Origin of the sequence: Caballeronia udeis, assembly GCF_001544555.2 — a bacterium.
In the GTDB taxonomy this organism is placed as follows: Bacteria; Pseudomonadota; Gammaproteobacteria; order Burkholderiales; family Burkholderiaceae; genus Caballeronia; species Caballeronia udeis.
Map to the genome: position 1 here is coordinate 61,043 of NZ_FCOK02000034.1, position 23,129 is coordinate 84,171.

The window sequence follows — 23,129 nt, forward strand, 5'->3', positions numbered from 1 at the left end:
CAGACCGGATAGACCGACTGCCGACTTCGACCCACGGACGCACATGAGCTTTCTGACTCTCAAAGGCATCTCGAAGCGCTACGGCGACTTCACCGCTATCGAACAGATCGACCTTGACGTTGAGCGTGGTGAGTTCCTGTCGCTGCTCGGTCCGTCCGGTTGCGGCAAGACCACGACCCTGCAGATGATCGCGGGTTTTGTCACGCCAAGCACCGGCACCATCCTGCTCGACGGCCGCGACATCACGCATGAGCGGCCAGAGAAACGCGGCATGGGCGTTGTGTTCCAGAGCTACGCGTTGTTCCCGCATATGACGGTGAACGGCAACGTCGGTTTCGGCCTCGAGATGCGCAACATGAAACGCGCGGCACGCGCCGAACGTGTGGCCGAAGCCCTCGACCTGGTGCGCCTGAGCGGACTGGGTGGGCGCTATCCGAAAGAGCTGTCCGGTGGCCAGCGGCAACGCGTCGCCATTGCCCGCGCGCTTGCGATGCGTCCCGAACTGCTGCTGCTCGACGAACCGATGTCCAATCTCGACGCGAAGTTGCGCGAGGAAATGCACATCGAATTACGATCGATTCAAAAGCGCCTGGGCATCACGACTATTCTTGTCACGCACGATCAGGTCGAAGCCATGACCATGAGCGATCGCATTGCGGTGATGCATCGCGGCGTGATCGCTCAACTGAGCACGCCGTTCGAAGCGTACGAACGGCCGGAGACACCGTTTGCGTCGGCATTTCTTGGCAAGACCAACCTGCTGCCCGGCGCGGTATTGCGCCTCAACGCACGCTGCGCCGAAGTCGATGTAGCGGGCACCACGCTCAAGGTGCCGCATGAAGGCCGCGATGTGCAGGGCGAGGTGAATGTGTATATCCGCCCGGAGAAGGTTCATCTCGCGACTGTGGATACAGCAGGGGTTCGCGCCACTGGCCGCATTACCACGCGCGTATTCACCGGCAACCAGTGGCTTCTGCTGATCGATACCGGTCTTGGGCAACTGAGCGTGGCCCAGCCGAACAACGGCGCACCGCCGCCGGATGAGGGCGCGCAGGTTGGCGTGGCGTGGTCGGACGATGACTTGCGTGTGCTTCAGCGGGAGGGACTTCATGGCCACGCTTGATAACGAGCGCGCGGGCGTGACGCCGTGGCTCCTGTCCGCCCCCGCGTTGCTGTTGTTCGGCAGCCTGCTGCTGGTGCCGCTGCTGTTGACGCTCGTGTTGTCCTTCCACGTCTTCAGCGACAGCCAGGGCACACTCGCCACCTACACGCTGCGCAACTACCTTGAAGTCATCACGGATCCGTACTACGGCGCAATCTTCGCCCGCACCGCAGGACTCGCGTTCGCCGTGACTCTCCTGTGCATCCTGCTTGGCGTGCCCGAGACCATCGTCCTCGCGCGGATGAAACGGCCGTGGCAGTCCGTCTGCCTGCTCGTCGTGCTTGGTCCGCTGCTGATATCGGTCGTCGTGCGCACGCTCGGCTGGCAGATCCTGCTTGGCAACAACGGCGTGCTCAACAATGCGTTGCAGGCGCTTCACATCACGTCGGAACCGATCCGCCTCGTGTTCACCATGACCGGAGTTGTGATCGCGCTGACGCACGTGCTGGTGCCCTTCATGGTGATGTCGGTGTGGGCGACACTGCAGAAGCTCGACCCGCAGGTGGAATGGGCCGGCCGGTCGATGGGCGCATCGCCGTTCCGCGTATTCCGGCGTGTGGTGCTGCCGCAGATCCTGCCGGGCATCCTGTCTGGATCGATCATTGTGTTTGCGCTGTCCGCATCGGCATTTGCTACGCCGTCGTTGATCGGCGGGCGGCGTCTCAAAGTGGTCGCGACCGCCGCGTACGACGAGTTCCTCGGTACGCTGAACTGGCCTTTGGGGGCGACAATCGCTGTCCTGCTGCTGATCGCCAACGTGGCAATCGTACTGGGCTGCAGTCGTTTGGCTGAGCGCCGTTTCAAGCACATCTTCGACTGAACCGGGAGACGCCATGAAACAAAACGGATTCCTGGGCCTGCTGTTCAACGCACTATTTCTCACGTTCATCGCCGCGCCTTTGGTCGTCGTGATAGCGGTCTCGTTCACCAACAAGGGCTTCATCTCGCTGCCGTTCGACGGCGCGTCGCTGCGCTGGTTCAGGGCGATCCTGGACAACGACCAGATCGTGGATGCCTTCTGGCTCTCGGTGCGCCTCGCGCTGGTGGCGGCGACAGTCGGGGTGGCGCTCGCGTTGCCGGCGGCGCTGGCCATCGCCCGTTATCGTTTCCCGGGCCGCGCCGCGCTGACCGGCTTCTTCCTCTCGCCCATGATGATCCCCGCTGTTGTGCTCGGCATCGCGTTCCTGCGATTCCTGAGCTTGCTCGGGCTTGGCGGTTCGTTCTGGGCGCTGTGCGCGACGCACGTGATCATTGTGTTGCCGTATGCGTTGAGGCTCGCGTTGTCATCGGCTATTGGTCTTGATCGCGATGCCGAACGCGCGGCGCTGTCGTGCGGCGCCAGCCGCTTCACCGCCTTTCGCCGCGTCGTGCTGCCGATGATCCGCACCGGCGTGGCCGGCGGCTGGGTGCTGTCGTTCATCCAGAGCTTCGACGAACTCACGATGACCATTTTTGTCGCGACTCCCGGCACGACCACGCTGCCCGTCGCGATGTACAACCAGATCGCGCAGACGATCGATCCACTGGTGGCGTCCGTGTCGACCGTGTTGATCGTCGGCACAATAGTTCTGATGCTGGTGCTCGACCGGATGGTGGGTCTGGACCGCGTCCTGATTGGAGAAACACGATGAGAGGTCATTCAGTCGACAGTCCCGACGTGCTGGTGGTCGGGGGTGGGCTGGTGGGAACCGCGGTGGCCTACGGGCTCTCGCGCGAGGGAGCGAAGGTCACGGTGCTGGACCAGGGCGATGGCGGTTTTCGTGCGTCGCGTGGCAATTTCGGACTGGTATGGGTGCAGGGTAAAGGCTACGGTTTGACACCCTATGCACGCTGGTCGCGCAGTTCGTCCAGGTTATGGCCGGGACTCGCTGCAGCGTTGCTGGAAGACACCGGGATTGATGTATCGCTGAAGCAGCCGGGCGGTTTCCACCTGTGTTTCTCCGACGAAGAGATGGCCGAGCGCGAGAAGCGCCTGTCCACGCTGCAGGCAGAACTTGGCGGCGAGTATCCCTATCAACTGCTCGACGCGCAGGAGTTGCGCGAACGCCTGCCTGCCGTCGGACCTGAAGTGATCGGCGCAAGTTATACGCCCATGGACGGTCATGTGAATCCGCTCAAGCTGCTGCGTGCGCTGCACGACGCCATCCAGCGGCGGGGCGTGAAACTCATCAACGGCCAGGACATCGGGCGCATTGTTCCCGAGACCAACGGTTTCGCCGTGCATGGCAAGAACGCTGTGTGGCGTGCGCCTAAGGTCGTGCTGTCAGCAGGCCTTGGCAACCGTGCGCTCAGCGCCCAGGTGGGTCTGCATGCGCCGGTTGCGCCGAATCGCGGACAAGTGCTGGTCAGTGAACGGGTCGCGCCGTTCCTGCATTACCCGACCATCAATGTGCGTCAGACCGATGAAGGCTCGGTCCAGTTCGGCGACTCAATGGAGGAGGTCGGCTACAACGACTTCACCACAGCCGATGTGCTGTCGACCATCGCGCGGCGCGGCGTGCGTGCGTTTCCGTTGTTGAAGAACGTGCGGCTGGTACGCACATGGGCCGCCCTACGTGTCTACAGTCCGGACGGTTTCCCGATCTACGAGCAGTCGCTGCAGTATCCCGGCGCGTTCGTCGTCACGTGTCACAGCGGCGTCACGCTCGCGGCGGCGCATGCCATGCGCATCGCTCCGTGGATCACGGGCGGACCGATCCCCGATGAACTCGCCGCATTCCGGGGCGGCCGTTTTCTCGCCGCCGATCACGCGACCAGCCATGCTCATTAGCCGTTTCAACGTCCCGCTTGCATCGACTCCGGCATCAGAGGCGGCCTGCCGCTGCCCTTGCCGTTTCTCCGCGATGCGTCCTGAACGCCGACATTCCGCTTTGCTTCGACCTGTCCGACTATGACTTCAAAACCGCTATTCAGAGTGCTCTCGCCAGCCGCCGGCACCGATGCTCAGGCCGAGGCCACCATTCTCCAGATCTGGTTCAACGACCAGCCGCTCAGCGTGCCGGGCGGACGCTCGGTTGCCGCCGCATTGTTGGCCGCGGGCGTCCAGCGGTTTCGCGCGACGCCGGTGTCCGGTGCGCCACGTGCGCCGTATTGCATGATGGGCGCGTGTTTCGAATGCCTGGTCGAGATCGACGGCATGCCGAGCCGCCAGAGTTGCCTCGTCACGGTGCAGGACGGCATGCGTATTCATTCGCAAGAGGGGGCGCGCGATTTGCCGCCGTTTTCGGATGTGAACCCCCTGGAGAACGCTCATGGCCGTTGAAATTGTCGATGTCGCCGTGATCGGCGCCGGACCTGCCGGGCTCGCTGCCGCAACCCAGGCTGCGAGAGCGGGCCTGTCCGTGGTCCTGCTCGATGAGCAGGAAGCGGTGGGCGGCCAGATCTATCGCGCGATCGAACGAAGCGACGCGCAACGCCGCACCATCCTCGGCCCGGACTATGCCGCCGGCGCTGCGCTGGCAAGCGAGTTTGCACGCTCAGGTGCGCGTTATGTGCCGAACGCATCGGTCTGGCAAGTCACGCGTGAGCGCTCGGTGCACTATCTCAAGGACGGCAAGGTAAGCAGCTTCGAGGCCCGGCGCGTGGTGCTCGCGACCGGCGCGCTGGAGCGGCCCTTCCCGATTCCCGGCTGGACCCTGCCCGGCGTGATGACCGCGGGCGCCGCGCAGATCCTGCTGAAAAGTGCGGGCGAAGTGCCGGCCGAACCGCCCATACTCGTCGGTGGCGGACCGCTGCTTTACCTGCTCGGATGGCAGTACGTCCGCGCGGGTGTACCCATTCGCGCGCTGGTGGATACCACGCGTCACGAGGACCGCTGGCGCGCCAAGCGGCACATGTTGTCCGCTTTGCGTGCGTGGCCGTATCTGAGCAAGGGCCTGCAGTTGATGCGGACCTTGCGCGAGGCGGGCGTGCCGATGCATGAAGCCGCCGACGACCTTCGGGTGGAAAGCGGTATAGATGAAGACGGTTCCGAGCGGGCACGGGCATTAAATTTCTCGGTGCGTGGTGTGTCGCATCGGATCGAGGCCAACGTGATCCTGCTGCATCAGGGCGTGGTGCCGAATACGCAATTCACGCTTTCGCTCAGGGCGGCGCATAAGTGGGACGAAGCGCAGTTATGCTTCGCGCCCGTCACCGATCAGTGGGGCGAGCTTGATGTCCCGGGCATCTTCGTCGCGGGCGACGGCGGCGGCATTGGCGGCGCGCAGGCGGCAGAGACGCAAGGCGATGTGACTGCGCTGGCGATTGCCGCGCAGCTTGGCGCGATTGATACCGCCGCGCGCGATCGCCGCGCCGCGCCGCTGCTTCGCCGCCTGGCGGAGGTCATGCGCATTCGTCCTTTCCTCGACAGTCTTTATCGTCCACGCGATGAAAACCGCGTGCCGAAGGACGAGGTCATTGTGTGCCGCTGCGAGGAAGTGACTGCCGGTGAACTCCGGAATTTCGTGAAGCTCGGCTGTCTCGGACCGAACCAGGCAAAGTCCTTCGGCCGGTGCGGCATGGGTCCATGTCAAGGTCGCCTGTGCGGATTGACCGTCACAGAAATTATCGCTGATGCGCGCAGCGTGGCTCCCGAGACTGTGGGCTACTACCGCATCCGTCCGCCGATCAAACCGCTCACGCTCGGAGAACTGGCCGGTGAATAAGCCCGTAGCCAATGAGTCGGACGTGCTGATTATTGGCGGTGGGCTGCACGGATCGAGCAGCGCATTCCATATCGCGCGCTGCGGCGCGAGCGTGACCGTGCTGGAAGCCGATTACGTCGGTCGCCATGCATCGGGCGTTAATGCAGGCGGCGTGCGCACGCTCGGCCGGCCATTGCCCGAGATTCCCCTGGCGCTGATGTCGCGGGAAATCTGGCACAACATTGTCGATACGATCGGTGACGATTGCGGTTTCGTGGCGTCGGGCCAGTTGAAGATTGCGGAGACCGAAGCCGAACTCGATGAATGCCGCGAACGTGTCGCGCTGCTCGAGGCGCATGGTTTCACGCATGAGAAAATCATCGACCGCGAGACCTTGCTTGAACTGGAGCCGGCGCTTACGCCGCATGTAACCGGTGGCATCTGGGTCGAACGCGATGGTTATGCGTTGCCGTTCAGGACGACCACCGCGTTCCGGCTGGCAGCAGAGCGTCATGGGGCGGTGTTCCATGAAGGCACACCGGTCACGCGCATTGAACAGAAGGGCGGGCGCTGGTTCGCGCATACACCGTCCGGAGTTTTCTCGGCTGCGAAGCTGGTGGTCACGGCCGGGGCATGGGCGGGTGAACTTTCGCAGCAAGTGGGCGAGCCCGTGCCGGTGTATCCGGAAGGGCTGATGCTGATGGTCACGCATCGGGCCGCCCCGTTCTGCCGCGCGACGCTGGGCGCAACGGGACGGCCTCTCTCGTTCAAGCAATTCGATAACGGCACGGTGGTGATTGGCGGCAAGCTGATCGGGATCGCGGACCTGCCCGGACGGCATGGTGAAGTCGATTTCGCGCGGCTGGTCAAGAGCGCGAACACGGTTGTCGATCTGTTCCCGCATTTGCGTAATCTCGGGATCAACCGGGCATGGGCGGGCGTGGAAGCCTTTACCGATGACTCGCTGCCCGTGATCTCGCCCAGCCGGCGTGCGTCCAACCTGACCTATTCGTTCGGGTATTGCGGCAGCGGGTTTCAGCTTGGGCCGGCATGCGGGAAGCTGGTCTCCGAGCTGGTGCTGGACGGCGTAGCGTCGTTGCCGCTGGATGCGTTTGCCATCGACCGGTTCAAGGATGTTGCGGCGGCATAGAGATGACACATGGTTGTGCCATGCTGATTGATGGTTATTTTAAATAAACAAGGAATACTTATGAACGATATCGTCAGGTTCGAAACCAATCAGCGGATGAGCCGCGTGGTGAAGGCTGCAGGGCTGGTGTTCGTCGGCGGACAAACGTCGAATGACCGCACGCTTGATGTGAAGGGACAGACGCAGCAGGTTCTTGCGAAGATCGATGGTTATCTCGCGCAGGCGGGTATTGATAAAACGCGGCTAGTGTCTGCGCAAGTCTGGCTGGCAGACATTGGGCGCGACTTCGCGGGCATGAACGAAGTGTGGGATGCATGGGTCGCGCCGGGTTGCGCGCCGACACGCGCGACGGTGGAGTCGAAGCTGGCCGCGCCGGATCTGCTGGTTGAGATCACGGTGACTGCGCTGGCGTGATTTTGCGGGGTGAAGGTCGGCGCGTGAGCCGATGCTGAATTCAGCGGCGATCGCTCCGTCCGTTTAAACCGTCACTCATGTTGTTCACGGTCCCATAGCCGAACGCATGGCCGCGGCGATATCGCTCGCCACCGACGCAAGAGCCCGGCTATGCGCCTTCACCAGCGCATCATAGCCGGGCCCATCCGCAGCCTCATGGACGACCGAGCGTCCGCTCACCCGCTCTCCTCGGTTGGGCGGACGCGCCGACCAGATCACAGCCAGCGTCACTGCGCCGCTCATCGAAGTGTCGAATCTCTGCACGTCAACCGAGACACGGTAGGCGTTATCGTCCACACGTTGCGGGTAAGTGGACACTATCGCACCCGGTATGAACTGCTCAAGGTCCGCCGCTAATACTCGGGGGATCTGGCTTTTCAGCAGTTCGGCCCAACGAGCGAACTCATCGATAGACACGCGGTTCGCATCCACCCTGGTGACTATTTGCGATCGGTCGATCAGTTCGGGGACCGTAACCGGATCAATAGCAATTGCCACCCGCGCGACCTTTGGCGACTGTTCGACCACCGGAACAGCGTTCAGCGTATAGAACTTCGATTCAGGCGACGTCGCGCATCCCGACAAAGAACCCAACCCAATCACGCTCAAAGACAGCAAGAAAAATCGCATTACTTGTCCCCGGTCTTGCCACGGATCAGCGCTTCCGGATGGCGTTCGAGATACTCCGCAAGCGAGCGGAACGAGGCTGCGGTCCGTGACAACTCGCGCATGGTGTCGGTAGTGCTTTGCTGCATTGGCGAGTCGCTTTGCAACGCGCGATTGGCCGACGTGAGCGCTTCGCGAGCCGCGGCCAACGTCGCTTTTGCTTCAGGTGCCAGATCGGTATTGATCGTATTCACCAGCACGTCCGCGTCACTCAGCGTCTTGCGCAGGTCACTGCTGATTCCTTCGAACGGAATCTTGTTGAGCTTGGCGACAAGACTCGTGATGGAGTCCTGCAAACCCTGCAGATTGCCCGGCACCGTTGGCAATTGGGGCGTCTTTTTAGTCCAGTCCACGGTCGCCTTGGGCGCGGCGGGGAAGAAATCGATAGCCACATACAGTTGTCCGGTAAGCAGGCTCGCGGTCCTCAATTGCGCCCTCAGCCCTTTCGATACCAGGAAGTCGGCGAACTCTTTTCGTTCCGCCGGAATACGCGTGCTGCGGTTCTCCGAGTCGTCGCTCTCGATCAAACGCTCGGGAAAAATGCTCACCTCGACGGGGATATTGAATTCCTTGTTCACCATATCGAAGTGCGTTTTGATCGCGGAAACCTCGCCAATCACGATCCCCCGGAAGTCGATGGGCGCACCGACGGCCAACCCGCGCACAGACTCCTTGAAGTTCAGCACGTATTTATCGACGATTGCGTCATGCCGCTTCATGGCCTCGGCCCGATCGGAGAACAACGTGTACTGGTGCCGTGCATCGGCTTCAAGCTTGTTGGTCGTCTCGGGCGGGTCCTCGAAGGCGAGGCCGCCTATCAGGATGGAAACCAGTGACTCGGTGTTGATCTTCACGCCGGTCGTGTCCAACGACACGTCAACGCCGCTCGCATGCCAGAAACGGGTGTCGTTCGTCACGTACTTGTCGTAAGGCGCATTGACGAACACGTGCAAGGTCATTCCCTTGCCATCGGGATCGAGCGCGTACGAAACAATCTGACCCACCTGAAGCCGCCTGAAGAAGACCGGCGAACCTATGTCGAGCGATCCCAGGTTTTCGCTCTTAAGCACGAACTCGCGTCCCGGCGCACCGGATGCGAGGACGGGCGGCGTCTCGAGTCCGACAAAGTCGCTACGGGACTCTTTCGCCGTGCCAACGTCCATGCCAATGTGCGAGCCGGATAGCAACGTCCCTATGCCCGACACGGTGCCGCCCGAGATGCGCGGTCGAACGACCCAGAAGCGGGTATCGTCAACCAGCATGCTGGACGCGTTGCGGGACATCTCGGCACTCGCCACGACCGTCTTGTGATCGTCCGAGAGCGCCACGCTTTTGATCGTTCCAATCTCCACGTTCTTGAACTTGATCTTCGTCTTGCCCGCCTCGATTCCTTCGCCGGTCGAAAAGCTGATGGTGATGGTGGGGCCTTTTTGCATGATGGATTGCACCGCCAGCCAGCCGGCAATCAGCACGGCGACAAGCGGCACCAACCACACAAGCTGCATGCGCCACTTCGACCGTGCGGCCGCCGCCGCTGTGGGGAAAACGGGCGCGTCCTCTCGATCCTCCTCTCCCGGCACCTTATTCACGTTCCAGCTCCACTGCGTCCCAGATAAGCCGTGGATCGAATGACAACGCGGCGAACATGGTCAGCACGACCACCGCGCCAAAAGCGATGGCGCCAGGCCCGGCTTCAATACTTGCAACCGAACCGAATTGCACGAGGGCGACCAGGATGGTGATGACGTAGATATCGAGCATCGACCAACGGCCGACAAACTCGACGATCCGGTAAATGCGGGTTCTTTCACGCGGGATCAACGCGGAGCGCAACTGCGTGCTCCACGCGAGATAGGTGAGCGACAAGATCTTGATCATGGGTACCACGACACTTGCAATGAAAACGATAACGGCAAGCGACCACGATCCTGTCGTCCAGAGATAAACAACACCACTGAGGATCGTGTCGGATTGCGCGCCGAAGAGGGTACTGGTGACCATGACCGGCAAAAGGACGGCAGGGATATAGAGGATCATGGCGGCGAAGATGAATGCCCAGGTGCGTTTGAGACTGTCCGGCTTGCGCAGATGCAAGCTTGCGCTACAGCTTGGGCAACTCGCGCCGTGCGCGTGAGCGGACGGCTTCGAAAGCAGGTCGCAGTGGTGGCAAGTGAATAGACCGGCACGCGCGCCGGTAGCCGTCGTGGAGGAGCTTGCGGCGACCCCGTATGACACATCACCGTCGTTTCGCACACCGCCGATCCGCGCCCAACTATCGCGTGGATTAAACGTCACGGCCGCAGCCGCAAGCAGCACCATCACCGCGCCGAATGCCCAGATCGCAACGCCGGGAACGACGGATGCGATGTGCTGGAGTTTGACGAGTGCGACCAGCAAGCCGAGCATGAGCACTTCAATCATTCCCCAGGGCGCGATGTGCCGCAGCACCCGAAGAACAATCTCGGGCTTTTGAGGAAAGCCGCCTAGCTGCAAGGGTAATAGCAGATAAATCACCGCCGCCATATTCAGTGACGGCATCAGGATAGTGGTCACAAAGACAAGGCCTGCTATGGCCCACATGCCGTCTGCATACAACGATGAAGCCGCACCGAACAGCGTGGTGTTGACAAGCGTGCCATTGACCCAAAGCCCGACGACCGGAAAGCAGTTGGCAACCACGAACAGGATGGCCGCAGCCACGGTGAGCGCCAGTGCGCGATCGAATGTGGCCGGCAGGCTGCGGTAGAGGGTAGCGCCGCATCGTTGACAACGTGCAGTACCACCGTCCGTTAGTTCCGTCTCCCACTGGAGCAGATCACATTCGTGACATGCGATTAACTTGGCTTCATTCATCTTCGACATCCGCTGGCGGGCGCTTGATCCGTAGCGCATACCTTTTATCCGACTGGCGCGGCTATATTCGTGCGGGCGCGGCAGAGATCGGCTGACTTGACGAGAAGCGGCATGGCTGGCCGCGTTCCAGGAGGTTCCGCGCCTACAGGCGATACCGGATCGGCCGTTGCTCGAACCCGACCTGGTTGTTCCCTATCCGGCTTCACTTAAGCTGCGCGACCAGCGCGTCAGCCCCTTTTTCGATACCGGTCTTCGACGCGTTCAGCTTCCCGACGCTTGCCCCAATGTTGTACGGGTTCGGGTACTGTTTTGTCACGTAGGCACTGAGCAAGCGGTTGGTCGAAGCGTCATGGATTTCGACGGCGTAGATGACGGAACCTGTAAGGGCGCCTTCCTTGCCTCGGGCCGCTTGCACGCCGTTGTATAAGCCGCCGGCAATGTCGAACCGCGAAAGGGTGCCGATAACCGGAGTGGTAGTCGCCGCGCCCGTCAGTGTCAGCTTGACGCGCAGCGTGTCCGGACCTGGGTTGTTCGCCAGTTCGAAGCGGGTTCCCAGTTTTTCCGCAAACTTCGTTTGCATATAGCTGGCGAGGGACGCTTTGTCCGCATCAGTCATGTCGCCAAACTGGTTGTCAGCGCCCCGATAAACCACCACCGGATCAATGATCAACCGGCGGTATTGCCGCCAATCCACCTGGGTCGAGAAGCGATAAGGCACTCGTCCGGTCGCATCCTGCGGATCGGGTTTTAAATAGGATGACGATTCAATCCCTGAATACGCAACAGGATTCACGGTTGTGCAACCCACCAAGGCTGCGCAAATCACTGTTAGCAGCAAGTGCCGCGAATTGATCGTCTTGACCATTCACATCTCCGGTTCGGTTTCTGCATCAGACATGACAGCTCATGTGTGGCGCCAGCCTAACATCGCTTAATATGAATGTAAACCGACCAGGCGGTTTGTTTGTAAAATAAACTGCCGGATGTGTCAGACATCAACGTCATGGCAGTTTTGTTACGGACGCACGCAAATGGGGCAAATGCGCTGCGTCGCGGATTCAGGGATACCTCGAGACGGTCGGAGGGGAGGCTTGGCCATTAGATGAGTTCGACCTGCGGTTCAATAAGCCAAACTCGGCCCAGCTCAGCGGACTAGCAAGGCCTGTCAACCACTCCTGGCGGGTTTTTCTCTGTTGAACGCCCCGCTTGGCTTTGGCACAACAATCCAAGGTGCTATTGCGAACAGTCGGCACCGAGAGCGACGAGATGGGACTGCATTTCGATTAAAAGGCTCCGGAAACGCCAATGCGTCCGGGGCCGAACTCTGTGAAAAAACTGATCAGACGATGGATACTTCCAACCGTTTGCCGAGCTTCTTGAACGCCGCTTCAATGGCATCCAACTTGGACGAATGACGCGGATCGAGTAGCCGATCGACCTGTGGCATATGTACGTCCAGACGACGCGCGAGTTCCGACTTCTTAATACCCTGACGGATCATTTCGTTGGCGAGCAGAACCTTCGAAACGACGAGTGCCGGCAACGTCACGACAGGCTGTCCTTTCTTTGATTTTGAAGGAGGGGGAACCTCCCGCTTCTCGTCAAAATAGATCTCGATGGCGCTCTCCAATGCGTCCAGCGCGTTAAGTAGTGCCTCGTCTTCATCGTCTCCGACAGATACGGCTTCGGGGATATCCGGGAAGGTCACCAGATACGTGTTGTTCGTATCTAGCTCCAATTTCACAGGATAAGACAACATGGCTATGTGATTCTCCGATAATTTTCACACTTCAAAACCGAAGTGCGATGTCCTGCATTGCAACGATCTTGCGACCTGCTATCTACAGCGAATGTGTGAAGATAGCCCCTCTCGGGGCCACTAACTCACTTCAATCCAAGCTGTTTCTTAATCTGCTCAACCAACCCCGTTCCTATTTCTTTGCTGCCGTGATCCGGGAAAATTGTTGTCTTGCCATTAAGAGTTACTCGGAAGTGGCTACCTTTGGCTGGTTTGAATTCTGCGCCTTGGTTTTTAAGCCACTTTCTGAACTCGCTGTATTTCATAGGCCTCCTGCTATCGTTAAGCGAAGCCATGATACAACATATGTGTTGTCAAATGCAACGACTAAATGCAACAAATGTGTTGTGTTTATTTGTGGGGAAGCGCGCTGACCTGGACATCGGGGGGATTGATCTCGGAGTTTGACATCCGTTCGGACCTGGCTTGTCACCCAGCGGATAAGCTCTTTTCAGGCGCTTTGATCGCGCGCGCTTGCGCTGCGCGACGCGCGCACCGAGCGCGTTTTTTTGGGCGCTTCAGCAGAAGACGGCCACTGGCGCTCGTCCAGCAGACGATCGAACAAACGGCCCCGCTCCTTGTCGGAAAGCGGACAGAGCCCGAGCAGGGCGCTCAACGCGAGACCTCTTGCCGCTTCCAGACGCAGCAAGGCCAGATCCGGGTCCGTCGCTTCGGCCTTGATGCGTTTGATCCTTTTCGCATCTGCTTCCCGAATGGAGGTCATCAGTGAGGGATCTTCCACCAGAGCCGCCAGAATGGCATGGCCGACCGGGTTCTGCTGGGCCATGGATTCGCGGGTTGTGGCGATCTGCGACAGCAGCGTGGGGCTGGGTTCTTCGGGATCGATCTTCGCCAGGTAGTCTCGGGAGAAGTTCTCGAAATACTCGGTCCGGTGTTCGAGCAACGCTTTCAGCACGTTTCCTTTTGTCTGGAACTGATGCATCAGGCCGCCCTTGCTGATACCGCTTTCGCGCGAGATGGCGTCGAACGTGAGCTGGCCCGGACCATCGCGGCAAACGATGGTGAGCGCTGCCTGGATGGCCGCTGCACGGGAGCGTTCCGAGCGGGTTGGATTGTCCATAAATTCTCTCAAGAGCAGATACGAGTTCACGCAACTGCATAAAAAATCGCCAGAACATGAGTAGTTGCTCAAGCGTTGTTGTTCTTTATCCCGGGAGGGGATACCTGCCTGACGGCTAGCGTATAGCTTCGCATACTTTTAAAGCGACCTCTGGACCTGAACTTTACATGGGTCATCAGCCGGCTACTGCGCGCGGGCCGTCATCATGCCCCCGTCAGTGGTGATTCAACGCGATCAGTCAAGGCGGTCCCATGGCGGTTCGTCGCGAAACGCGTTGGCGAGGTAATCGATGAACTGTCGAACCTTCGACGGCACATAGCGCGCAGTCGGATAAACCGCGTTGATGGTCAGCTCCGCCGTCCTGTAGTCAGGCAGCAGCCTGATCAGGTTCCCGGCCTTGATATCCTGCCCAAAAACGAAGGTAGGGCCATACGCAATTCCGACTCCCGCGAGCACTGAGGAGCGCAGCATCTGCATGTTGTTGGCCTGCATCCGAAGCGGTCCGTCGATCACATGCTCGCGATTCCGTTTATCCGTCAGCGTCCACTCGGGAACCGATACCGCCTCGCTGAACGCAAGACGAGGTGCACGCCGCAAGTCTTCGGGATTCTTTGGCGCACCCTCGCGCGCGAGGTACGCCGGTGACGCGCAGATCGCCATGCGGCAGGGTGCGAGACGCCGGGCGACGAGATTGGAGTCGGGCAGTTTGCCAATGCGGATAGCGACGTCAATACCCGCGCTTTGCAGGTCGATATAACGATCGTCGAGCGAGACTTCAATGCTGACGTGAGGATGATCGTCCAGGTAGCGCGCGACCACCTCGCCCATATGCATTGCACCGAACGTGACAGGCGCGGCGACCCGCAAGGTGCCGCGTACCGTGCTGTGCGCGTCGCTGGCTTCCCGGTTGGCATCGTCGAATTCTTCGAGGATGCGTTGGCACCGGACGTAGTACGTGCGCCCGGCGTCGGTGAGGCTCAGGCTCCGGGTGCTGCGATGAAGCAGGCGCACGTTCAACTCGGCTTCGAGCGCGCTGACATATTTGCCGGCCATGGAAGCGGACAGGCCAAAACGTTTGCCGGCGGCCACCAGACTGCCCTCGTCAATGGCGGCGACAAACACGGCGATGCTTGCGAAACGGTCCATTTTATTCGATAGCCGGATGACTAGGTGATGATACAGAAGAAGGGATTATCGCCTTTCATTCGCTAATCTAACATCGCCTTGTGAGTTTGGCCGACCGCGGTCAAGCCGCCGATATCAAGGAGTTTGAGATGAAAGTAGCGTCCAACGGCATACAGATTCACGTGAAAGACCAGGGCGTCGGCGCACTGCCGGTCGTTTTTCTACATTACTGGGGAGGGTCGTCGCGCACGTGGGATGACGTGATCGCGGCGCTTCCGGCGGGATACAGGACCATCGCGCCGGACCTGCGGGGCTGGGGCGATTCGGACGCGCCGGCCGCCGGATACGCGCTCGCCGACTTCGCCGACGACGCGCAGCACATGATTGCCGTAATGAACCTGAACCGGTTCGTATTGGCGGGCCACTCGATGGGCGGCAAGATTGCGCAGTTGCTCGCGTCGCGTCGCCCTCAGGGGCTCGCCGGGCTCGTGCTGGTTGCGCCGTCTCCGCCCGTGCCGCAGGTCCTGCCTGCTGAAGTGCGCGCGGCAATGGAAGGCGCTTACCTCTCGCGGGAGTCCGTCGGCATGGCGATAGACCAGATGCTGACCGCCAGACCGCTCAGCCCGAAGCACCGGGAACAGGTGATTGAAGACAGCCTGCGTGGTGCGTCTCAGGCGAAGCTGGCGTGGCCCCAAGCCACAAGCCTGGAAGACATCACGCTCGATGTCGCTGCGATCAATGTCCCGACTATCGTGATTGCCGGCGAGCTTGACCGTATCGACGGCACCGCAATACTCGAAGCGGAATTGCTCACGCGTGTTCCGCACGCGGTCATGCATGTGCTGCCCGGTACCGGGCACTTGTCACCGCTGGAATCGCCGGTGGAAGTGGCCGGGATCATTCGCGAGTTTGTCGATGGGCTTGAGCGCGCCGGCGGCGATGCAATCACAGACCCTGCTGATGAACGTGAAGGACGACTTTGAGGCGGATTTTGTTGGCGGACTGCCTGCGCTGATGCGCGAAACGTCTTCTTCGCCGGGCGCGCGATCGGTTCGCGCGTTCCGCAATGCCGAGAGCGCCAACGCGATCCTGTTTGTCGAAGAGTGGGAAAGCGAAGCGGCATTCAAGACGTACATTGCATGGCGGACCGAGCGCGGCGATATGGCAAGGCTGGCTCAGATGCTGTCGAAACCGGCTGAGATAACGACGTGGTCCACGGCAACGCAGGCCGTGAGCGGTAACGCCAGGTCGCCTTGAGCCTCCTGGCGTTTTTCATTGCGCGTGCCGCTGCTTCCTTGCCTTATCGAAACAAGAAACAAGAAACAATCCCGCCGTTTGTCTACTGCAACATAGCGATGCTACTGTTCGACTGGCGCCCGTTGAGCGCTCCATCCCCGTGTACGGTCGTGCTCTTTCCAAAGGAAAGCCATCATGCGATACACCCTGTTCGAGCAACGTAAAGACGAATTGATTCTGGTTGCACGCGTACTGCTGATGGTCCTGTTCGTGATCTTCGGCTGGAGCAAATTGACGGGTTTCTCGGGCACGATCGGTTTCATGGCCACGAAAGGCGCGCCGTTTCCAATGGTCTCGGCCATCATCGCGGTCATCATGGAGTTTTTTGCCGGTATTGCAATCCTGATCGGGTTCTACACCCGGCCGCTCGCGCTGATCCTCGCGCTGTACACGCTGGGCACGGCGCTCATAGGACACCACTTCTGGACCATGACCGGTGACGCGTATATGGCCAATCTGATCAACTTCTACAAGAACATCAGCATCATGGGCGGCCTGCTGCTGTTGTGCGTGACAGGCGCAGGCAAATATTCGATCGACCGAAGGTAAGCCGATCCATAAGCCCATCCATAAGGACGTCCATAAGCCCATCCATAAGCCCATCCATAAGCCCATCCATAAGCGCATCGATCACCGTGTATTCTCGGGACCGGGGAGGGCGGATATCATACTGGTCTTCACAGGGCTGGTTAAGCGCCTATAGACATCCGCCGCCCGGCTCTCGCCCGGCCCGACACCCGTATCTGCACCCAGCGACGTCAAGCATGAATTCCACTCCCGCTGCTCCCTCACGCCCGCCCATGCGCACCCTGACGCCGCTTGAGGCGCGCGTGCTGGCCGTACTTGTCGAAAAACAGCACACGGTCCCGGATGCGTATCCGCTCTCGGTCAACGCGCTGACCTCCGGCTGCAACCAGAAGACCGCGCGCTCGCCGGTGATGAACGTCACCGAGGCCGAGGTTCTCACGACCGTCGACGACCTGAAGCGCCTGAGCCTGGTTTTTGAAGGCAGCAGCAGCCGCGTGCCGCGCTTCGAGCACAACATGAACCGCGTATTGGGCATCCCGAGCCAGGCCGCTGCGCTGCTCACCACATTGATGTTGCGCGGGCCTCAGACTGCGGCGGAGCTTCGCCTGAATGCCGCACGCCTGCATGGTTTCGCCGATGTCTCGTCGGTCGAGGCATTCCTCGATGAACTCGCCGCCAGCGATTCGCCCCGCGTCGTGAAACTGCCGCGCACTCCGGGCGAACGCGAAAGCCGCTGGGCACATCTGTTATGCGGCGAAGTGAGCGTGAGTGTCAGTGTCAGTGAAGCTTCAGCCGGCGGCGCTTTGGACGACTCCGTTTCATACAGCGAGTTCGAGACGCTCAAAGCGGAGCACAAACGGCTTGGCGAGGAGTTCATCCGGCTGCGGACCATGATCGAGCAGATGGCGGCCGAATTGGGTATCACCCTCGATAAAACGGGTGAGCAATCCTAAGTATTTCATTGAACGCTGTCTGGATCGCACTTTCATAGTCGGCAATCCCGATATTCTTTTCGATTTTCGCAACGTCCAGCGACACCTTTTTGCTGCCGTAATAGAAGATCGGCAGGGATGACATGAGCTTGACGAGCAGCGCCTTGCGCTGGCTTAGTCACTGATTACACAATGCAACTCTGCTGAAGGCGGGCGTACCTGCATACGCCGCAACAGTGTCAGGTGCGCACGCGCATGGGGAAGTCGAGTACGACGGCGAGGCCGCCGCCGTCAGCATTGCGCATGGCCAGGTCCCCGCCGTAGCGGCGCGTGAGACGCCGCACGATCGTCAGGCCCAAACCGCAATGCGCGTCGCCTCCGCGGGCGGGATCGATCCGCACGAAAGGTCTTAGTGCGCGCGTGAAATGGGCTTCGGGCATGCCCTTGCCATGATCCCGCACGCTCAGGCGGTCACGCCCGTTGCTCCGCGACGTCGCGATGCACAACGGCGGCGCGCCATAGGTGAACGCGTTTTCGACGAGGTTTGACAGGATCCGGTCCAGTTCCACGGCGGGCAGGCGAAAGTCGTCGCCCGCTTGCAGGTCGAGCATGAACAGCGGGTCTCGTGCGAGCACGCCGTGGCCGTCGACATTCGCTTCAGCTTCAGCTTCCGCGTAGTGCGAACGGCAGAACGCATCGACTGAGATCCACGGCGCGTGCGCATCTGTTTCGGTATCGCGGGCGAAGTCGAGGAATTGCGTGACGATCTGCGCAAGCGATTCAGTGTCACGGAAAAAGCCATCGCGCGCGCCGGTGTCCGCCACAAGGTTCGCGCGGACCTGGATGCGCGTGATCGGCGCGCGCAGGTCATGCGCCACGCCAGCCAGCATGATCGCGCGTTCCTGTTCGGCGTCGCTCAGTTCGCGGGCCATTTCGTTGAAGTCGCCGATCAGGCTCTTGACCTCCGATGGACCGTTGGCAAGGACCATCGGCGGACGATGCCCCGATCTGAATTCGCGTGCTGCCCGTGCCAACCTCGATATGGGTTTCTGTATCTGCCACGCGCCGAGCAGTGCGATAACAATGGCGAGGAACAGCATGAGCGCACTGGCGCTCAGAAAACGGCTCAGCGGGGGCACCACGGCTGGAATCACAAGCCATCGCGACGACGTGCCATAGCGCACCCACATGAGCGTCTCGGTATGGTCGAGCACCACGCGGCTCTGCGGCGGCAGGTCCGCGCGCACGGAGGCTTCGAACGGGCCGTGTGTATCCGAGCAGGGCGGGGGACAACCGAGCGGTGCGGACCGCGTCCCGGCATCGACAAAACGCAGGCCGAGCGCGGCGGCGAGACGCTCACTCGAGCCGTCGGCAGCGCTCGCCGTTGGTTCCAGCACCAGCCGTACCAGCCGGCTGACGTGATTTGCCTCGATGACTCCGCGCTCGCGATCGACGATCACGAGCCACGTCAGTTGCATCATGACGAGCAGACCCACGGACAGCAACGCAAGCCGGCCGAAGATAGTGTTGAGAGGGCGCAGCAGCTTATGCATCGGCTTATGCATCCGGGGTATCGCCGGGGGCTCGCGGCGGCACGAACATATAGCCAATCCCGCGCATGGTCTGGATGATGCGCGGCTGCGAGGGGTCGTCTTCAATCAGTTGACGCAGCCGCCAGATTGGCACGTCGATGCCGCGTTCTGTCACATCCGCGTGCGTGCCGTACCAGAGCGTAAGCAGCCGCGAACGCGATAGCGTTTCCATTGGATGGCGCACGAGCACGTTGAGCAGACGCAACTCGCTGTTGGTGAGACGCTGCGGTTCGCCGTCGCGCGTGAGCGTGCGCCCGTCGAAGTCGAGTTCGAAGCGCCCGAAACGCACCGGTTCCGAGCGCGGAGTGGTCGGGCCGGGCGACCGGGCCACGCCCTGACGACGCAGCACCGCGCTGATTCGCGCAAGCAGCTCGCGGGGCATGAACGGCTTGCCGAGGTAGTCGTCCGCACCCATCTCCAGGCCGACCACGCGGTCGATGTCGTCCGCACGCGCCGTCAGCATGATGACCGGCGTGTCGTCATTGTCCGCGCGCAGCCGGGTGAGCGCCGTCAGGCCGTCGATGCCCGGCATCATGAGGTCGAGCACGATGATGGACGGGCGTTCGCGCATCACCACCTGATTCAGGTCATGTGCGTCTTGCCGGAATGTGACCGCGAGGCCGCGTTCATCGAAAAAAGCCTGCAGCAGGTCGCGCAGCGCGGCGTCGTCGTCGACCAGGAGGATTCGGGTTTCGCTGTTGGACATGGCGTGAACCTGGATGAGCCTTGACGGCTTTGTAAGCTGCAATCGAAGCGACTATAAACGATGCACACCGGAGGCGTGTTACGGCGTCTTAGCGATTATTTCAGTGTTTTTTTTTGCGAGTGGTGCCGGCGCTCGACGTATTCCCCGTGGTGCTCCGGATTGTCGGCTCAGACCCTCTAAGGCGCCGTAAGACAAGGGTAACCAACAAAAATCCGCTGCGTCTTATAGTGCCGGCGGCGCGACTGAATCGCAACGATCAGGACGCGTCATTCATGTCAATCAAAAGTGAGCCAGATGGTTAGCAAGACCCGCATTGCCCGTCGTCAATTCATTTCCACCACCCTCGCGCTCGGAGCCGCACTAAGATTTCCGGCTAGCGCGCAAGCGGCCGAAAACACAAGCAACAGCGCCTTATGCCGGCTAAGTGCAGAGCAGGAGGTCGGCCCCTACTACATTGAAGACGCCTTGCTAAGGTCCGACATTACCGAGGGGCGCCCGGGCATTCCTCTTCTTCTGAACATAGCAATTGTTGATGAGCGCCGTTGTTCGCCGCTTGCGAACGCGATCATCGATGTCTGGCAGTGCGATGCACTTGGCATCTATTCGGGATTCACCAAGCAGAGTGCGTTACCGCAGGGTCTACCTCCGGGCGCCCCGAATTTCGAGCCTCCTCCCGGGGCCGGCGACCGTCATGGCGAACCGCCGCCTCCGCCGCCAGGCCGACCGAGTGATCGGCTGACTTTCCTGAGAGGCGTGCAACGTGCGGACGCTCAAGGGAACGTCGTTTTCCAAACGATTTTCCCCGGCTTTTATCCAGGGCGGACCAATCACATTCACTTCAAGGTGCGGGTTGCGGGGAATGCCGGCGACAAGTCGCTCAGTGGCGAGCATGTCTCGCATATCGGGCAGATTTTCTTCCCCGAGGAGCTGACTGTCGAGCTGATGCGGAACCGGCCTTATCGCGATCATCGGATTCAGCGTACAACCCTGTCCGATGACGGCGTATTCGTCGATCAGCAAGGCGCCAAATCAATCGCACGCGTGCGGGCATTCGATCACTCCGCAGTGGCGAACGGCTTGCGTGCTCAGATTGTCGCGGTTGTCGATCCGGACGCCAAGCCGTCCCCGGCGCGGCGCTCGCCCGGTGCGTTTCGTGGGTGACCTGCCTACGGAGCCAGGTTCTCTTTAAAGTCATCTACGGCTAAGGGTGTGTTCGCTTGCGGCGATGCCACCGTAGGCGCCAAAAGCGTACCTGTTGCCGTGGGCGATGGTTACCTCGCGGGGACTCCACGCATTGGTCCCTGGTCTTCGTATAAGTGGCTAGCGGCGGGAAAGCGGTACGTCCTTGCCCTTCAGTCACCGTCGATAAGACGAACCGCGAGTTCCGGGCTGAACGCTCCGGCGGGTGTTGCGGGCGCTGACCCGCAGGGTCCGTCGGAATTGCCCGGGACCTTGATCCATACCGGCAACATGGCGCCCGTCGCGCCGGTCGTGCGCGCGCCAATCATCCTGCCGGGCGGATTGCACCACTGGCCATCTGAACCTTTGCCGTTACGGCTTGCATCGACAACGAATGGTTTGCTATAGCCGAATTGCCCCGCCAGAGCGGCATTCACGGAGTTTGCATAATCCGCGGATTCCTGCGTCGTATAGAAATTGGATACGTTCAGCGCAAAACCTTTTGCCTCGCTCAAACCGGCCGCATTGAGCCTGGCGGCCATTACAGCCGCGGGAATCCAGTGTGCGTTGCCGCCGTCGAGATACACGTCTGCGGCCGGTGCGTTCTGGCGAAAGCGCGACACGGCATAACGCAGCAGGCCGAGCCGCTCTTCGCGCTCGGCGTCGGTCTTGAAGCAGTCCAGTTGAGCGGTCGAATCCGGTTCTACGATGACGACCGCATGGCGGTTCCCCAGGCCGCGCGAGAACGAATCTGTCCAGGCGCGATAAACGGAGGCGTCGGCCAGACCTCCCGCCGACGCCCCTCCGCAGTCGCGATTGGGGATGTTGTAGGCGACCAGAATGGGTTCCTGGTGCGCGGCATCCGCCCGGTCGACGAAGCGTTTGACCGCCCTGTGAACGTCGCCGCTCCAATTGCCGAACCAGCGCGCCATTGGCACGCTGGCAATTGATTCCGCAATGCGAGGCGCACGCGGATCCGCTTGATGGGTTCGCACCCACAATGCGGGACTCGAGTCGGGATCGACATAAAACCCGGCACCGGCATACGCTTGCGTAACACCCAGAAAGACCGGGGCGGCGATAACAAGAGCGTGTTTGATGCGCATATTTCGGTTCGGCTCCCAAGGAGGATCCAGCCGCGTATGTCTTTGCTTGACGGAAGCTTACCGCTAAGGAGTTGAAGAGACCTTACACGTCGATAATGACAAGCGTGCCATAACTGCCGGGCAATACCGCGTCTCCGTGAAAATCCCATTATCTTGGGTGAAGCCATGCCCTGTCCCGAAACAGTAACCCGGTCGCGTGGCAGTACAGTGGCGTATGAAAGCAACCTCTGGCGGCGATCGGCCGCAAGGCCCTACACCGGCGACGTCCGCGGTTACGACCCGCTGGTTTTTACCGCTCTGGCAGGAGTGTATTGCGACGAGCGGCTGTTGACTGACGGCTTACGCGGCTCTGAAGCATTCGGCCTAGGCCGCGCTTTAACCAGACGTTGTCTCAGCATGTCGTACGCCCAGTAAAAACAGAACGTGTACGGAAGGAAAACGAGCAGCAGCCCGAGATCCATGAGGAGCGCCTGAACCAACGTCATTTGCAGCCACCATGCGGACAAGGGAACCGCTACCAGGACCAGACCCGTTTCGAAACCCAGGGCGTGAATCACACGCTGCCATTTCTGAACCCCGCTCGATGCACAAGAAATAAGGACGCCGAAGAAAGAGTTGAATGCGAGACCCCACAGCATGGCGGTGATCGAAATTGCAACGGTCAGGGCCGTGGCGTCGCCCAATGGCTTGTCGACGACCCATGACAGGACGGGGGCAAAAATACTGATGGCAAGTCCTTCGAAGAGAAGTACCTGGAAAATGCGTTCATATAAGCTGCGTGGCGTGGCCATCTCGACCTCACTTGTGAATGGATGGTTGCCATTTTCAGGGGTCGCGCCTACTATTTCAAATTGCTTACTATCGGAAAATCAGATAG

25 protein-coding genes are annotated in these 23,129 nt (G+C 60.6%); 13 read left to right on the forward strand and 12 right to left on the reverse strand.

The window, feature by feature from the left end; genetic code table 11:
* Positions 1-43: 43 nt before the first annotated feature.
* The 8 genes from AWB69_RS23060 to AWB69_RS23095 all read left to right on the forward strand — a co-directional run bounded on the left by AWB69_RS23060 (position 44) and on the right by AWB69_RS23095 (position 7,351).
* The gene (locus AWB69_RS23060; RefSeq protein WP_062089083.1) at positions 44-1,123 is read left to right on the forward strand and encodes an ABC transporter ATP-binding protein; all 1,080 of its coding nucleotides are present in this window, start codon (positions 44-46) and stop codon (positions 1,121-1,123) included.
* On the forward strand, positions 1,110-1,982 hold the full coding sequence (locus AWB69_RS23065; RefSeq protein ID WP_062089090.1) for an ABC transporter permease: 873 nt from the start codon (positions 1,110-1,112) through the stop codon (positions 1,980-1,982). Before AWB69_RS23060 ends, AWB69_RS23065 begins: the two co-directional genes overlap by 14 nt.
* 13 nt (positions 1,983-1,995) lie before the next feature.
* Positions 1,996-2,793 carry an ABC transporter permease gene (locus tag AWB69_RS23070; protein ID WP_062089092.1) on the forward strand — a complete coding sequence of 266 codons (798 nt, stop codon included), beginning with the start codon at positions 1,996-1,998 and terminating at the stop codon, positions 2,791-2,793.
* Positions 2,790-3,932 carry an NAD(P)/FAD-dependent oxidoreductase gene (locus AWB69_RS23075; RefSeq protein ID WP_062089094.1) on the forward strand — a complete coding sequence of 381 codons (1,143 nt, stop codon included), beginning with the start codon at positions 2,790-2,792 and terminating at the stop codon, positions 3,930-3,932. Before AWB69_RS23070 ends, AWB69_RS23075 begins: the two co-directional genes overlap by 4 nt.
* A gap of 120 nt (positions 3,933-4,052) precedes the next feature.
* A complete protein-coding gene (locus AWB69_RS23080) occupies positions 4,053-4,424 on the forward strand; it encodes a (2Fe-2S)-binding protein (RefSeq protein ID WP_062089096.1) in 372 nt (123 codons plus the stop codon).
* A complete protein-coding gene (locus AWB69_RS23085; protein WP_062089098.1) occupies positions 4,414-5,808 on the forward strand; it encodes an FAD/NAD(P)-dependent oxidoreductase in 1,395 nt (464 codons plus the stop codon). The genes AWB69_RS23080 and AWB69_RS23085 overlap by 11 nt, the downstream gene beginning before the upstream one ends.
* A complete protein-coding gene (locus AWB69_RS23090) occupies positions 5,801-6,937 on the forward strand; it encodes an NAD(P)/FAD-dependent oxidoreductase (RefSeq protein WP_062089099.1) in 1,137 nt (378 codons plus the stop codon). The genes AWB69_RS23085 and AWB69_RS23090 overlap by 8 nt, the downstream gene beginning before the upstream one ends.
* 60 nt (positions 6,938-6,997) lie before the next feature.
* Positions 6,998-7,351, forward strand: a complete 354-nt coding sequence (locus AWB69_RS23095) for a RidA family protein (RefSeq protein ID WP_062089101.1) — start codon at positions 6,998-7,000, stop codon at positions 7,349-7,351.
* An 84-nt stretch (positions 7,352-7,435) separates the two neighbouring features.
* On the opposite strand, the gene AWB69_RS23100 is transcribed toward AWB69_RS23095, so the two are convergent.
* The 8 genes from AWB69_RS23100 to AWB69_RS23135 all read right to left on the reverse strand — a co-directional run bounded on the left by AWB69_RS23100 (position 7,436) and on the right by AWB69_RS23135 (position 14,934).
* Positions 7,436-8,020 (reverse strand): PqiC family protein, encoded by a 585-nt coding sequence (locus AWB69_RS23100; RefSeq protein ID WP_062089103.1) that lies wholly within the window; start codon positions 8,018-8,020, stop codon positions 7,436-7,438.
* A complete protein-coding gene (locus tag AWB69_RS23105) occupies positions 8,020-9,561 on the reverse strand; it encodes a PqiB family protein (RefSeq protein WP_062089105.1) in 1,542 nt (513 codons plus the stop codon). The genes AWB69_RS23100 and AWB69_RS23105 overlap by 1 nt, the downstream gene beginning before the upstream one ends.
* A 76-nt stretch (positions 9,562-9,637) precedes the next feature.
* Positions 9,638-10,909 carry a paraquat-inducible protein A gene (locus AWB69_RS23110; protein WP_062089164.1) on the reverse strand — a complete coding sequence of 424 codons (1,272 nt, stop codon included), beginning with the start codon at positions 10,907-10,909 and terminating at the stop codon, positions 9,638-9,640.
* A gap of 202 nt (positions 10,910-11,111) precedes the next feature.
* The gene (locus AWB69_RS23115) at positions 11,112-11,774 is read right to left on the reverse strand and encodes a DUF3313 domain-containing protein (protein WP_062089107.1); all 663 of its coding nucleotides are present in this window, start codon (positions 11,772-11,774) and stop codon (positions 11,112-11,114) included.
* A 474-nt stretch (positions 11,775-12,248) separates the two neighbouring features.
* The gene (locus tag AWB69_RS23120; protein ID WP_062089109.1) at positions 12,249-12,668 is read right to left on the reverse strand and encodes a type II toxin-antitoxin system HicB family antitoxin; all 420 of its coding nucleotides are present in this window, start codon (positions 12,666-12,668) and stop codon (positions 12,249-12,251) included.
* Between the two features lie 125 nt (positions 12,669-12,793).
* Entirely contained in the window at positions 12,794-12,973 is a 180-nt protein-coding gene (locus AWB69_RS23125; RefSeq protein WP_062089111.1) for a type II toxin-antitoxin system HicA family toxin, read from the reverse strand.
* Between the two features lie 185 nt (positions 12,974-13,158).
* Positions 13,159-13,788: a TetR/AcrR family transcriptional regulator gene (locus AWB69_RS23130; protein ID WP_062089113.1), complete on the reverse strand. Its 630-nt coding sequence runs from the start codon at positions 13,786-13,788 to the stop codon at positions 13,159-13,161.
* A 234-nt stretch (positions 13,789-14,022) separates the two neighbouring features.
* Positions 14,023-14,934 (reverse strand): LysR family transcriptional regulator, encoded by a 912-nt coding sequence (locus tag AWB69_RS23135; protein WP_062089115.1) that lies wholly within the window; start codon positions 14,932-14,934, stop codon positions 14,023-14,025.
* Positions 14,935-15,062: 128 nt separating this feature from the next.
* Between AWB69_RS23135 and AWB69_RS23140 the strand changes: the two genes are divergently transcribed.
* The 4 genes from AWB69_RS23140 to AWB69_RS23155 all read left to right on the forward strand — a co-directional run bounded on the left by AWB69_RS23140 (position 15,063) and on the right by AWB69_RS23155 (position 17,690).
* Entirely contained in the window at positions 15,063-15,896 is an 834-nt protein-coding gene (locus AWB69_RS23140) for an alpha/beta fold hydrolase (RefSeq protein WP_062089117.1), read from the forward strand.
* Positions 15,853-16,170 (forward strand): putative quinol monooxygenase, encoded by a 318-nt coding sequence (locus tag AWB69_RS47890; RefSeq protein ID WP_197500300.1) that lies wholly within the window; start codon positions 15,853-15,855, stop codon positions 16,168-16,170. Before AWB69_RS23140 ends, AWB69_RS47890 begins: the two co-directional genes overlap by 44 nt.
* Before the next feature lie 174 nt (positions 16,171-16,344).
* Positions 16,345-16,758: a DoxX family protein gene (locus AWB69_RS23150; protein ID WP_062089121.1), complete on the forward strand. Its 414-nt coding sequence runs from the start codon at positions 16,345-16,347 to the stop codon at positions 16,756-16,758.
* A gap of 215 nt (positions 16,759-16,973) precedes the next feature.
* A complete protein-coding gene (locus tag AWB69_RS23155; RefSeq protein WP_062089123.1) occupies positions 16,974-17,690 on the forward strand; it encodes a YceH family protein in 717 nt (238 codons plus the stop codon).
* Positions 17,691-17,908: 218 nt separating this feature from the next.
* Here the strand turns inward: AWB69_RS23155 and AWB69_RS23160 are convergent, their stop codons facing one another.
* Positions 17,909-19,213 carry an ATP-binding protein gene (locus AWB69_RS23160; RefSeq protein ID WP_156528945.1) on the reverse strand — a complete coding sequence of 435 codons (1,305 nt, stop codon included), beginning with the start codon at positions 19,211-19,213 and terminating at the stop codon, positions 17,909-17,911.
* 13 nt (positions 19,214-19,226) lie between these two features.
* A complete protein-coding gene (locus AWB69_RS23165; RefSeq protein ID WP_062089125.1) occupies positions 19,227-19,967 on the reverse strand; it encodes a response regulator in 741 nt (246 codons plus the stop codon).
* A 294-nt stretch (positions 19,968-20,261) separates the two neighbouring features.
* Between AWB69_RS23165 and AWB69_RS23170 the strand changes: the two genes are divergently transcribed.
* Positions 20,262-21,128 carry an intradiol ring-cleavage dioxygenase gene (locus tag AWB69_RS23170; RefSeq protein ID WP_062089127.1) on the forward strand — a complete coding sequence of 289 codons (867 nt, stop codon included), beginning with the start codon at positions 20,262-20,264 and terminating at the stop codon, positions 21,126-21,128.
* 191 nt (positions 21,129-21,319) lie between these two features.
* Here AWB69_RS23170 and AWB69_RS23175 read toward each other — a convergent pair whose 3' ends face one another.
* Together AWB69_RS23175 and AWB69_RS23180 are read right to left on the reverse strand one after the other, a co-directional pair.
* Entirely contained in the window at positions 21,320-22,252 is a 933-nt protein-coding gene (locus AWB69_RS23175; RefSeq protein WP_062089129.1) for a glycoside hydrolase family 6 protein, read from the reverse strand.
* Between the two features lie 272 nt (positions 22,253-22,524).
* On the reverse strand, positions 22,525-23,043 hold the full coding sequence (locus AWB69_RS23180; protein WP_062089131.1) for a PACE efflux transporter: 519 nt from the start codon (positions 23,041-23,043) through the stop codon (positions 22,525-22,527).
* Positions 23,044-23,129: the final 86 nt, after the last annotated feature.